The organism is Amycolatopsis sp. NPDC104775 (assembly GCF_055583325.1).
Genome location: NZ_JBVJOE010000010.1, coordinates 176180 through 189123, shown reverse-complemented (window position 1 = coordinate 189123; position 12944 = coordinate 176180). Strand labels below are relative to the sequence as shown.

The 12944-nt window shown below is 67.0% G+C and carries 9 protein-coding genes; 4 read left to right on the top strand and 5 right to left on the bottom strand.

Annotated features, from left to right (window positions below):
* Window positions 1–256: 256 nt before the first annotated feature.
* Entirely contained in the window at window positions 257–2566 is a 2310-nt protein-coding gene (locus ACZ63D_RS35105; RefSeq protein ID WP_465358634.1) for a terpene synthase family protein, read from the bottom strand.
* 392 nt (window positions 2567–2958) lie between these two features.
* On the opposite strand from ACZ63D_RS35105, the gene ACZ63D_RS35100 reads away from it, so the two are divergent.
* Window positions 2959–4632: a ricin-type beta-trefoil lectin domain protein gene (locus ACZ63D_RS35100; RefSeq protein WP_465358633.1), complete on the top strand. Its 1674-nt coding sequence runs from the start codon at window positions 2959–2961 to the stop codon at window positions 4630–4632.
* 331 nt (window positions 4633–4963) lie between these two features.
* Here ACZ63D_RS35100 and ACZ63D_RS35095 read toward each other — a convergent pair whose 3' ends face one another.
* Genes ACZ63D_RS35095 through ACZ63D_RS35080 form a run of 4 tightly spaced genes read right to left on the bottom strand, consistent with a single transcriptional unit; the run spans window position 4964 to window position 10236 of the window.
* Window positions 4964–7021, bottom strand: coding sequence for a glycoside hydrolase family 2 protein (locus ACZ63D_RS35095; protein ID WP_465358632.1), 2058 nt, complete (start codon window positions 7019–7021; stop codon window positions 4964–4966).
* A gap of 5 nt (window positions 7022–7026) precedes the next feature.
* Window positions 7027–7902 carry a carbohydrate ABC transporter permease gene (locus ACZ63D_RS35090; RefSeq protein WP_465358631.1) on the bottom strand — a complete coding sequence of 292 codons (876 nt, stop codon included), beginning with the start codon at window positions 7900–7902 and terminating at the stop codon, window positions 7027–7029.
* Between the two features lies 1 nt (window position 7903).
* The gene (locus ACZ63D_RS35085) at window positions 7904–8854 is read right to left on the bottom strand and encodes a carbohydrate ABC transporter permease (protein WP_465358630.1); all 951 of its coding nucleotides are present in this window, start codon (window positions 8852–8854) and stop codon (window positions 7904–7906) included.
* Window positions 8851–10236: an ABC transporter substrate-binding protein gene (locus ACZ63D_RS35080; RefSeq protein ID WP_465358629.1), complete on the bottom strand. Its 1386-nt coding sequence runs from the start codon at window positions 10234–10236 to the stop codon at window positions 8851–8853. The genes ACZ63D_RS35085 and ACZ63D_RS35080 overlap by 4 nt, the downstream gene beginning before the upstream one ends.
* Window positions 10237–10365: 129 nt before the next feature.
* Between ACZ63D_RS35080 and ACZ63D_RS35075 the strand changes: the two genes are divergently transcribed.
* The 3 genes from ACZ63D_RS35075 (at window position 10366) to ACZ63D_RS35065 (ending at window position 12910) form a co-directional block, all read left to right on the top strand.
* Window positions 10366–11397, top strand: coding sequence for a LacI family DNA-binding transcriptional regulator (locus tag ACZ63D_RS35075; RefSeq protein ID WP_465358628.1), 1032 nt, complete (start codon window positions 10366–10368; stop codon window positions 11395–11397).
* Between the two features lie 10 nt (window positions 11398–11407).
* Window positions 11408–11707 (top strand): GNAT family N-acetyltransferase, encoded by a 300-nt coding sequence (locus tag ACZ63D_RS35070; protein ID WP_465358627.1) that lies wholly within the window; start codon window positions 11408–11410, stop codon window positions 11705–11707.
* Window positions 11708–11893: 186 nt separating this feature from the next.
* Window positions 11894–12910 carry a S1 family peptidase gene (locus tag ACZ63D_RS35065; protein WP_465358626.1) on the top strand — a complete coding sequence of 339 codons (1017 nt, stop codon included), beginning with the start codon at window positions 11894–11896 and terminating at the stop codon, window positions 12908–12910.
* Window positions 12911–12944 lie beyond the last annotated feature (34 nt).

The window sequence follows — 12944 nt, the reverse complement described above, 5'->3', positions numbered from 1 at the left end:
GTGGGGGCACCCCGAAGCTTGGTTGTGCTGACGGTCTGAGGGTGCTTGTCAAGGCGGGAAAGATGCCTTGACAAGCACCCCCAGACCGCAGGGAGGCTTCGTATCGGGGTGCGGGGGGTGGTGTGGGTGCCTCGAAAGTTGGGTGGGTCGGTGGTGGTTGGGCGGTGGGAAGAAGGCGATCTTCGCGGCTGAGTGCCGTCGACTTTGCCACCTGCTAGCGCAGGGAATTTCAAGGTGTCCTTTGAGTCCGGAGCGGTCAGGGGGTGGGTGTGGGGAGGTTCAGGGATTGGGTGCCTAGGCCGGTGGGGCGGGGCTGGAAGCGGCGGGGTTCCACGACTGCGGGGACGGGCGGGGTGCCGGTGCAGCCTGGGTGTTCCAGGGCTTTCGCGAAGGCGGGTTTCTCCACCGCGCCGGGGCTGGGGCGGGTGGATGCGCCTCGGATTCCGACTCGGTCCAGTTCCTCGGCGGTGTAACGGTCGCATTCGCGGTGCCAGTTGGCGATGCCGGTCATGAAGTTTCTCAGCAGGTCGGCGTAGCCGGTGAGAGCCTCGCGGGCCTGCGGGTCCAAGCCGTAGTCGGAGAACAGGCTGGGCAGTCCGACGTCGGCCGCGTGGCGGAATTCGGTCAGTCTCGCTTTTGCCAGGTCGGTGACGATGTCGAGGGCTCGATCTTGGTCCACGTCCAGGAACGACCGTGCTACCAGCACCGCGTTGTGCAGTTCGCCTTCGTATTCTATTTCCTTGCGGTAGGAGAACAAATCGTTGATCAGCCAGGCGTAGTCGGCGGCGGAGTCTTCGAGTGCTTCGATGACTCGGTTCCGGTGGATGTCCGCGGGCACGGTGCGGCTGCTGGCCATCCGGCAGAGGCTCATCACCATCTCGGCGCCGAAGGCTTGGCGGCGCATCTCGACGTAATCGATCGGGTCCGGGATGCGGTTCTGGGACTGATTGGCCAGTTCCCACACCCATGCGTCGAGCATGTTCTCGACGGTGCCGCGAAACGTCCGGCGTTCGGCGGGGGACATCGTGGCGGTGGTGCGCTGCCACAGATCGGTTAAGCCGGTTTCCATCGCGGTCTGGGGTGAAGGCGCGGGTTCGCCATCGGTGGGCATGAAGAGTTTGAGGCGTTCGGTGGTCAGCCGGGCGGCGGGAAGGTCGGGTCCGAAGACCTCCGGGTAGAAGTCGTCGGCGTAGGTGCCCCAGGTGAGCCAGTCGGTGGTGAGGGACAGTTGTTCCGGGGACGCGTCGGGGCAGATTCCCGCGGCGGCCAGCGGTAAGTAGGCCGCGCGCACCCGGTTGGCGTCCCAGACGCCTTCGGACAGCATGCCCATGCGCTGTGGCCAATCGGTGATTTTCTTGCGTTCCGCGGCTAAGTGTGGATTGAGCCGCAAGGGGAACGGCAAGGGCAGGGAGGGCGAGGCAACGGGGCCGACCTGTTCGTAAGGCTGGTGCGAGAAAGCCCGTGCGCGTTGGGGCGCGGTAGTGGCGACGGAGCGGAAGATCCGGGCGGCGGAGGTGCCCAGTCCGGACGGGCCGCCGAGCAATTCCGGGCCACCGCGGGCGTCTAGCGCGCCCTTGTTCATGTAGCGGCTTGAGCGCAGGTGCCATTCGTGTCCGCCGGATTGCCAGTCCTGCAAGCCTTTGACGTAGGCGAAGGTCTCAGCTCGTCCGGCTGGGTGCACGCCGTGTTCATCGAAGAGAGCGGGGACTTCCGTGACGGCGGTGTGTTCGAATTGGTGCAGGCGTGAGGTCAGCAGGTCGTTTACCGCGTTGGCGGCTTCTTGGGTGGTGCAGCCTAGGAACTTTTCGAAGACCAGGACACTGTTGGAGAGTTCGCCTTCGTCCTCGACTTCGCGCTGGTAGGAGAAGAGGTCGTTGCGGAGGTGCACGGCGTCGGCGAAGCAGTCGCGCAGGACTTCCATCGGACGGGTCGCCGCGATTTCGTCGGGGACCTCGGCGTTGACGGAATGTTCGATCAGATTCGCGGACCACGGGGCACCGCCGACCTTGCGGCGCATGGCGACGTATTCGATCGGGTTCGCGATCCGGCTTTCGTTGATGTTGGCGAGTTCCCAGAGGGATTCGTCGAGGAGGTTGCGCGTGCTTTCGCGGAAGCGTCGCCGCCAGCCTGCGGATCGGTGTGGAACGGTGCGGTTCCACAGGTCGGTCAGGCCGCGTTCGACGGGGTTTTCCGGGGTTTCGGTGATTTCGCCTTCGGCGGGCATGAAACGAGCGATCCGGTCGAGGTAAGCGCGGGCATGTTCGATGTCGCCGGTGCGTTTGAACAGTTCCAGGAAATGGTCGTCGAAGTAGAAGACCCAGACGTACCAATCCGTAATGAGGTCGAGTTCCCGCGGCGCGGCGTCGGGATGGGTGTAGGAACACAGCAGCGCGTAGTCGTGGGAGTCGAGGTCGTGCTCGTCCCAGATGACGGTGCCGTGCTGGGGCACGTCGATCATGTCCATCGAGTACGCCCACGCCTTGCTGTGCTTCCGCGCGCCGTCGAGGTGCGGGTTCAGCCGGGCCGGATACGACAGATAGAACTCGGGCAGGACGAACGGCTGCACGCGTGCTCCCCTCGCGGTCCGAAGATGCGACCCCATGAGGCAAACAGACCGCACCGGCGCGGCGGAAGCCCTGCCACTCCGCCGGTCCGGGGGATAGCCCGGGCGGCCCAGCGCGGCCCGTCGCGGGGTCGCCGCTGCGTGCTGCCGCGTCGCTCGTCGGTGGACGGCGAGCCGACATCCGGGTGCGCGCGAGAGCGGTCATTGTCCGCCGGACAGATTCTTGCAACGTGTGCAAACTGGGGTATTCTCGGGTTTTCACATGATGGCAAAGCGGCCAGATCCCCGGGACGGCCACCTCTTCGAGAAGCGCAGCGGCCGCGCGAGAGCCGTTGTGCCCAGGAAGGGGAGCCGCCAGGAGGCTGTGGTGCCGTCCCGTCCTAGGAGTGACGCTCATGTCGCCTGGTCCCCTGGCTTCCCGTCTCCGATCCGGTCCACGACGGCGCGGCGCGCTGATCGCCGCCGTCCTGCTCGGCGCGGCCGTCGCCGCCGCGCTTCCGTCCGGCACCGCCGTCGCGGCAACCACTTCCGGCGGAGTGCTTTACCGGCCCAGCACCGCCGCCGGTTCCACTGAGGACGCGAGCTATCCCCGCGTCATCCGCCTCGCGCACAACGGCAGCGCGAACGGCACGCTGCTGGCCACCTTCTCCCATTCCGGCACCGGCGTCGGGAAGGCGAACTTCCCGATCTACCGCTCGACCGACAACGGCGTCACCTGGACGTCCTCGCCGATCGGCACCGTGACCGACACCCAGCACGGCTGGGATCTCGACGGCCCGACGCTGTACGAACTGCCGAGCGCGCAAGGATCGCTTCCGGCAGGCACGTTGCTCGCCGCGGGCACCGCATGGAACCACGGCGACTACACGCAGCAGGCGGTCGAGGTCTTCGTGTCGACGGACCGGGGTGCGAGCTGGTCCTACCGAAGTTCGTGCGCGGCCGAGTCCGGCATGGCCAACACGATCGGCCACGGCATCTGGGAACCGGAGTTCGAGACCACCAGCCACGGGCTCATCTGCTATTTCTCCGACGAACGCCCGTCTTCGAATGGGTACGCCCAGGTGCTCGCGCATGCCGTCTCCACCGACGGCGGCCTGACCTGGGGCAGCGAGGTCTACGACGTCGCGTTGCGGAACGGCGTCGACCGGCCGGGGATGGCCACCGTCGTCGCGCTGCCCAACGGCTCCTACGCGATGACCTATGAGGACTGCAAAGCCGGTGCCGACCCGGATCAGGCCTGCGATGTCTATATCAAAACGTCCGCTGACGCCGAATCGTGGAACCCCGGCAGCCTCGGCACCCGGATCGAAACCGCCGACCACCGCTTCCTGCTGCACACGCCGTACCTGACGTGGTCGCCCGCCGGCGGCGCGAACGGCACCCTCGTCGCGTCCGGACAGCGAGTCGTCGCGGGCACCGACGGATCGCTGGCGATCCAGCCGGAGGACGGGCACGTGCTGTTCGTGAACCGGAACCTCGGATCCGGCCCCTGGCAGGAGATCACCACGCCCGTGACCACCGCCCCCACCGGCGGCTACGACGCGGGCGAGACGGCCTGCGCCGGGTACAGCTCCCCGCTGCTCGGCGCGCCGTCCGGCAACACCTTCCTGATGCTCGCGGGCACGCACCTGTCCACCGGCAAATGCGAAACCGACTTCGGCACGGCGACGCTGCCGAATGCGCAGGGCCAAATCACCGGTCCCGGCACCACCGGCAAATGCGCGGACGTGAACACCAACACGTCAGTCAACGGCAACGCGGTGCAGCTCTACACCTGCGGCATCGCGACGGGCCAGCAGTGGTCGCTGGAAACCGATGGCACGATCCGCGCCTTCGACAAGTGTCTCAACATCGTCGGCGGCAGTACTGCCAACTTCGCCAAGGTGGAGTTGCGTGATTGCCTCGGCACGCCCGCGCAGCAGTGGCAGGCCCGGGCGGACGGCTCGATCTACAACCCGCAATCGGGCCGCTGCCTGGACGATCCGCAGGCCCAGACGGCGGACGGGACGCAGCTGCAGATCTATGACTGCAACGGGCTGTTCACCCAGGTTTGGCACGTGCCAGCTTGATCGGGGAGGGCGGTCGGTTCTACTGGCCGCCCTTTCTGGGCGGTTTCGTTTGTGCGGAATGGGATCTGGCGCGGGGCGCATGAACTGGCGGCTGACTCGTTCGTGAGTCGGCCGCTGGTCGGTCAGTCCTGTCTGCTGCGCCGGTTGAGTCCTTCTGCGACCGCCGCGACCGCGCAGGTTTCGCGTTGCTGTTCGGTTCGCGGCCGTGGGTCGGCTCGTCTCGGGTTCCCATCGCTGATCAGGAGCGGTTTGGCTTGTGCGGCAACGAAACCTGGCGCGTGAGGTTATGCGAACCGGCGGCCGACTGACGAATGAGTCGGCCGCCGGTCGCTCAGTCCCGAGCCCCGCGCCGGTTCAATTCCTCCACCACCGCCGCGTCCACGAAGGTCCGCGCTGTCGTCCCGCCCTCAACCTCCAGCCACAGGTGCAACCGCGCCGGACCACCCGGTGCCGGAACAGTCAGTGGGAACGCGTCGCTGAGCTGGAACGGCTTCGCCTGCGCCGCAACGGAATCCATTGCCGCCGGAAGGTCACGTGACCCAGCGGCTCCCCACCCCGCGTGCAGGGTCCCGGCGAGCGGCTCCGTCCCGGTGTGCGACACGTGCACGTCCAGCGTCAACGGTTCCGCGGGGACCGGCAGGTCCGCGCCCGCGTGCGCCGGGACCAGGTCGACTACCAGCGTTGTCGGCGCGAACGCGTCGGCCGGATCGAGGCCGCCCCAGTCCTTGGGGCGCCGGTGCGCGTCCAGCAGGCCCGCCATTTCGTGTTCCACGTCGGTCAGTTCGGTGTAAATATAGCCGGAGAACCGGTCGTGCCTGCGGATTTCCTGAGTCTGCCACCGCACGTGCCACGCCCGTTCCAGGCTGGTGAACCCCGCGCCGTATTCGCTGTTCAGCACTGGCACGCCGGAGCGCGGGAACTCAGCCGAGCCGTAGAACGATTTGTCGACAAGGAAATCCGGCCGGAGTTTGACCTCGAAGGACTCCCGTTCGCCGGACGCGAGCGCGGCGAGGTTCTCCGCCCAGCGGCGCGGGTCTTCGTCGTAGTAATGCCAGTCGACGAGATCCGTTTTCACGTGCGCCCAGCCGGAGTTCTCCACAATCGGCCGGGTGTCGTCGAGCGCGCGCATGAGATCGTAGGCGTGCTTGGCCGCGGCGGCGCGTTCGGGGCTGCCCGGGATGTCCCAGTCCAGGCCCCATTCTTCGTTGTACAGCCCCCAGATCACGATTGAGGGGTGGTTGCCGTCGCGGCGCACGAGGTCGGGCAGTTGCGCCTCGAAAGCGGCGGCCGCGGCCGGGCTGAACCGGCTGGGGGCGGGCGGTTCCGCCCACACCAGCATGCCGATCCGGTCCGCGTGGTGCAGCCAGCGCGGTTCCTCGGGCTTGAGATGCTTGCGCACCAGCGAAAAACCGAGTTCCCTGGCCAGTTCGAGATCGCGGATCAGCGCTTCGTCGTCCGGTGCGGTGAGCCCGCTCTCCGGCCAGTAACCCTGGTCGAGCACGCCGCGCACGTACAGCCGTTCCCCATTGAGATACAACGCTTCGCCGCGGGTTTCGATCCGGCGCAGCCCGCCGGTCACGGTCAGCCGGTCGGCGTCGTCGCCCTCGCCCACGGTCAGCGCGATGGAGTACAGGTGCGGCGATTCCGGGCTCCACAGCTGCGGGTCGGAAACATCCAGACGTCCGGCGAATTGCCCATCACGCACCGGGAGGACGGTCTCGCGGCCTTCGAGCTGAGCGACCACGACAGCAGAGTCTGGAGCGTCGCCAGCGAGTTCACCGGCGATGTCGAAGCCGGTCAGCGAATCGCCGCGCACGGAGACTTCGGCGGCATACGTGCGCCCGCGAGCCTCCAGCCAAACGCTCTGCCAGATCCCGGAGGTTGGCGTGAACGAAACGCCGTCGTAGTCGTCCCGCGGGATCGAACGCTGTTTGCCATGCGGGATTTCGCGTTTGTCGGCCGGTGCGTCGACTTCCACGGTCAGCTCGGCGGGGCGGCCGGGTTCGAGCACTTCGGTGACGTCGAACTCGAAGGAGCTGTATCCGCCGACGTGCGAGCCGATGGGCACGCCGTCGATCGAGACGACCGCCTCGTGATGCACGGCGCCGAAGCACAGCACCACCCGGCGTCCCGCCCATTCCGGCGGAACCGTGACCGTGCGCGCGTAGACCGCGTGTGGCAGCCACGTCCGCTGCACACCAGAAGCCTCGGTCTCCCAGGCGAACGGGACGATGATCGAATCGGGTGCCCCGTCGGCCGCGGTGAACCGCCAGCGGCCGTTGAGGCTCAGCCACCGCGCGGACCGGTCCCGGTCGGGGCGCGGGTATCCGGGCCGGGGGACCGCCGTCTCTTGAGCGAGCGGGTCGGCGGCGTTCTCGGCAATCGTCATATGTGTCAGCCCTTTACGCTTCCGGCGAGGATGCCGTTGATGAAATGCTTCTGCAGCACGATGAACAGGATCAAAAGCGGAATGAGCGCGATCGACGCGGCGGCGAGCAGTTCGCCGGTGATGGTCGCGTAATCGGAGCCCACCCGGTTGCCCGAGATGTTCTGGGCGAGCGTCGAGAGAACGACCTGGAGGGTGGCCATCCGGCTGGAGCTGGCCGCGACGACCGGCCAGACGAAATCGTTGTAGATGTTCATGATCGTCAGCACGCCCAGTCCGGCGAGCCCCGGCCGGATCGCCGGGACGACCACCCGCCAGAAGATGCCGAACTCGCCGCAGCCGTCCACCCTGGCCGCGTCGAGAAGTTCGTCCGGCACCGCCGCGATCACCTGGCGCATCCAGAAAATCGCGAACGCGTCGACCGAACCGGGCAGGATCAGCGCCTGATAGGTGTTGACCCAGCCGAGTTCCTTCATCTCCAGCAGCAGCGGGATGACGAGCACGATCGTCGGCAGCATCAAAGTGAGCAGCACCGCGCCGAAGATCAGGTTCCGGCCCGCGAAGCGGTACTTCGCGAAGGCGTAGGCCGCCAGCGGCGCGCAGAACATCGTGATCGCGCCCTTCGCCACGAGCACGATTCCGGTGTTAAGAAAGCCGCTGCCGATCGGAACGTCCTGGAACATCCCACGGAAATTGTCGAGGGTGAACGTCGCCGGATCGAAGCCGAGCGGGTTCCGGATGATCTCGCCCGCCGGTTTGAACGAGGACAGGATCGCCCACACCACCGGCGCGAGCAGCGCGACGGTGAGCACGAGCAGGAACGCGTGCGAGCCGAGCAACGGGCGGGCGGCCCTCCGCCGCTCCCGGACGTCGAGGGTGGTCATGTCAGTCCTCCGCTCGCAGCAGCCGCACGAAAAGCAGCGACACCGCCATCACGACGATCACCAGGAGGAACGAGTTCGCCGCCCCGGTGCCGAGATCCGCGCGGGTGATGTGGTTGTAGAGGTAGAGCCCGGCCGTGGTGGTCGAGGTATACGGCCCGCCCTTCGTCACCACATACGGCTCGGCGAACATCTGGAACACCGCCAAGGTCTGCAGAACCAGGCTGAACATCAGCGACCGGCGCAGCAGCGGCACGGTGATCGTCCACAACTGCCGTATCCGGCCCGCACCGTCGAGAGAGGCCGCTTCGTACAGTCCGCGGTCGATCTGCTGGAGTCCGGAAAGGACGATCAGCACGACGAACCCGGTGGTCTTCCAGAGAAACAGCAACGCGAGCGTCGGCTTCGCCCACCCGCTCGTGACGAGCCAGCCGACCGGCGGCAGCCCGACCGCGCCGAGCATCGCGTTCACCGCGCCGTTGTCCTGGTCGAACAACACGATCCAGATCTGCGCGACCGCGACCAGCGGGGTCACGAACGGCACGACGAACGCCACGCGATAGAACCCGCGCAGCCGCTTGATCGCGTTGAGCAGCACCGCCACGAGCACGGCGAGCACCATCTGCACCGGCACGATCAGCAGCCACAGCACCCCGGAGTTGCCCAGCGACGACCAGAAGCCGCTGCTGGTCAGGAGGTAGCGGTAGTTGTCGAGGCCGATCCAGTGCGCGGCACCGGAACCGTGCCAGTCCGTGAAGCTCAGCCGCAGCGTGAAGAACAGCGGATAGACGCTGAAAGCCAGGAAGATCAGCACAAACGGCAGCACGAACAGGTACGGCGCGAGGCGGCGGCGCCACGAGGAGGCGCGCCGCCGCGGTTTTCCGGTGCGCGACTCGACGGACAGAGCCGGTTCCCGGAAAACCTTTGCCTCAGCGGTAACGGAGCGAGTGGTCATTTGCGGTCGATCAGGTTGGTCTGGATGTCTTTGCCCGCCTTGTCGATCACCTGTTGCGGGGTAAGGGTTCCGTCCAGCATCTTCTGCAGGTCGGTGCCGAGGTAGTCGACCGCGCCGGACCACCAGGCCGGGATCGGCGCGCCGCCGGGGATTTCCCGGCCCGCTCCGACGGTGGTCTTCCAGAGGTCCTGGCCGCCCATCGCGTCGATCGGCCGGAACAGCGGTTTCGCCGGATCCGCGGCGGGCAGATAGGCCGGGACCGAGGTGTTCAGCCCGCCCGGATAGACCGCGTTCGGCCCGTAGACCGCGGTGTAGCCCGCCTGGTCGAACATCAGGAAGCGGTAGAACAGCCAGGACAGCTGCGGGTTCTTGGCGTCCTTGGGAATGACGAACGACGAGCCGCCCATCGCACCGCTGCGCGCGCCGCCCGCGGTCCACGCGGGCAACGGCATCGCGCGCCAGTCGCCCTTCGTCGCGGTCAATTGCTGCTGCGGGGCGAAATCGAACCAGATCGCCCACGGGTAGAAGACCTCGTCGCCGGAGTCGAGCGCGCTGACGTCACTGGGCTTGAGGTACTCGGCGCGAGTGCCGAGCCCTTCCTTGCGCACGGTGTCGAGCCAGGTCAGGATTTGGTGGTACGGCGCGGAATTCAGCCGCAGCGCGCCGTCCGGGCCGGCCAGGCCGGTGCCAAACTGGCTGGCGAACATCTCGAGCTGGAGCTGGCTGTTGAAGGCGTCCTGCTCCAGGTGGATCGGCTTCGCGCTGGGCTTGAACTGCTGGTACTTCTTCGCCGCGGCGAGCAGATCGTCGTAGGTCTTGATGCCGTTCGGGTCAATCCCGGCCGCGCTCAGCGCCTTCGCGTTGTAGAACAGCAGCCCGGGGTCGAGGTCGAAGGGCACGCCGTAGATGCCACCGTTGACAGTGTTGACGTCGACCTTCTGCTTGGCGATGTCCTTGGTGTAGGGCGCGAGCACGTCCTTGAGATTCCACAGGTGGCTGACGTAGCCGCCGACCTTGGCGTCGTCGAGGAACACGCCGTCGGGCACGTCGGTGCCGGTGATCAGCGTGTTCTGGAGCTTGTTCGCGATGTCGACGGCCTCGTGCTTGACCGTGACGCCGGGGTATTTCGCGGTGAACTTCTTGATCGCGGCGTCGAAGACCTTGTACAGGTCGCCCGAACGGTCCCAGATCGTGATTTCGCCTTTCGGCGCGTCTTCGGCGGGAGCCTGCAGCACGGCGTTGTCCGCCGCCGAGCCGCCGGAGCTGATGTCCGGGCCGCAGGCGGTCAGCCCGGTGACGAGCAGGGCCGCGGCAGCAACGGCGCCGCCGCTGCGGGCGAGGAGGCGGGCTGTCCGTCCGCTCCGTCGGAGAGTGGGGTTCATGGCACTCCTTTGTGCGGGACGGTGGCAGCGCGGCGAGGCGTGCCGCGGATTTGCCAACGTAGGCAAACTGTACGACATGCTTGCACACGTTGCAAAAGGTAGGATGACTGTCTGGGCGGAAGGAGTTTCATGGCGGCGACGTTGCGGGACGTAGCGGACCGGGCACAGGTATCCGTGCGCACGGTGTCGAACGTCGTCAGCGGGTATGAGCACGTCAGCGAGAAGATGCGTCAGCGCGTGCTGCGGGCCATCGACGAACTCGGCTACATCCCGAACCCGGTCGCCCGCACGCTGCGCACCGGCAAGACCGGGCTGCTCTCGCTGGTGGTGCCTGAGATCGACGTGCCGTATTTCAGCCAGCTCGCCCGCGAGGTCATCGACGCCGCCGCGAGCCTCGGCTTCCAGGTGATGATCGACCAGACCGGGCACGACCACGAGCGGGAACGCCAGCTGTTGCGTGGCGGCGGACGGCGCAACCTGTTCGACGGCATGCTGTTCGCGCCGCTCGCGACGAGCGAGGAACTGTGCGATGTGGACCCGGCTCGCTCTTCGCCGCTGATCCTTCTCGGCGAGCATGTCTTCGACAACCGCTTCGACCACGTGGCGATCGACAACGTCGTCGCGGCGCACGACGCGACGACGCACCTGCTCGACTGCGGCCGTACGCGCATCGCGGCGATCGGCGCTCAGCCGAAGGAGACGTACTCAACGCCGTTGCAGCGCACGGAAGGATTCCGCAAAGCACTCGATGAACGCGGCCTTGAGCCCGTGAACGCATTGCAGGCCACGGCGGCCCACTACGGCCGGGCGGACGGGTATGCGGCGACGGCTTCGCTGCTTCGGGAATCTCCGCGCCCGGACGCTATTTTCTGCTACTCCGACCTGCTCGCGATGGGCGCGATCCGGGCCGTTTTCGACGCGGGCCTGCGCGTCCCTGAGGACGTGGCGATCATCGGCATCGACGACATCGAGGAAGGCCGCTATTCCCGTCCGTCCTTGAGCACGGTCTCGCTGGACACCCCGTTCATCGCCCGCACCGCGGTGTCCCGGCTCGCCGCCCGGATCGAGAACCCGGAGCTGCCCGCCGAGGAGTTCGTGGCACCGCACACGGTGCTCGCCAGGGAGAGCACGGAATCGGGCTCGGTCAGCGACAGTGTGTGAAGATGCGGGAATGAGCGAAGAACCCCGCGTTTCCCGCAACGACAAAGAAAACCGCTACGAAGTGTATGCGGACGGCAAGCTCGCCGGCTTCGCGGAATTCACCCCGAAGGACACCGAAACCGTCTTCACCCACACCGAAATCGGCGACGAGTTCGGCGGTCGCGGCCTCGGCAAGGTGCTGGCGAAGGCTGCGCTGGACGACGTCGTGGCACGCGGCGGCGTGATCGTCCCGGTGTGCCCGTTCATCGCCGGGTACCTGCGCAAGAACGAGGGCTACGCCGAGCACGTCCGGTGGCCTGGACAGCATTGATCCAGGTCGTGACGCAGGCCAGCAGCGCCGTTCGGGGTATTCCAGGTGGCCCGAACGGCGCAGTGATGTCTGATTGGTCCGCATTTTTTGGTTATTAACCAACCTTCGTCGGTTTCGCGTTGGTTGCCGGGCAACAAAAGTGTGGGGCGTCCCACCGGTCGGTTCAGCCCACCTGGAGGAAGATCGATGACTTCCCGAAAGACGCTCGTCGCGGGATTCACCGCACTGTCGGCCGCGGCGTTGACCGCGGGCATGTGCGTGAACGCCGCCTCGGCAAGCCCGATGGCGTTCGCCCAGATGCAGGCGCAGGCGATCACCCAGGCGACCCACGTCGCCGACACGCTCGGCGCCGGAAACGGCGGCATCTACCTCGAACGCGGCAAGGCGGTCCTGAACGTGACCGACGCCGCGGCGCAGGAGAAGGCCGAGGCCGCCGGCTTCGCCACCAAGCTCGTGAAGCACAGTTTCACCGCTCTCACCGGCGCGAAGAACCAGATGGACACGGTGAAGAACGTGCCGCAGACGTCGTGGGGCATCGACACCAAGACCAACCAGGTCGTGGTGAAGATCTACGACTCGGCGTCCCAGGCCACGAAGGACAAGGTCACCGCGGCCGCGGCGAAGCTGGGCGACGCGGCGCGCGTCGAGCACCGCTCGGGCAAGCTGTCCACCTACATCGCGGACGGCGACTCGATCAACAACGGCCAGTTCACCTGCTCGCTCGGCTTCAACGTGACCAAGGGCGGCCAGCCGTACATGCTGACCGCCGGCCACTGCACCAATGAGGGCGGCACCTGGTCCGGCGGCGACGTTTCGGGCGCGCAGGTCGTGGAAAGCGACTGTCCCGGAGCCGACTCCGGCCTGCTGACCCGCCCGAACGGCACCGGCGAGGGCGCGATCAACACCGGCCAGCAGATCACCAGCGCCGGCTCCCCGACCGTGGGCGAGCAGATCCAGAAGATGGGCCAGACGACCGGCGGCGGCAGCGGCGAGGTCACCTCGGTGGACGAGTCGGTCAACTTCGACGTCGGCGTCCTGAACCACGAGTTCGGCACCACCGCCCACACCGACCACGGCGACTCGGGCGGCCCGGCCTACGACGGCGACAAGGGCCTCGGCACCCTCTCCGGCGGCGACACCCAGACCAGCTACTTCTACCCGCTGACTCTGGAACTGCAGTCCTACGGCCTCGAGCTTGCCTGAGGTTTCCGCTCTCAAGCCCGCCGTCCCTCTTTCG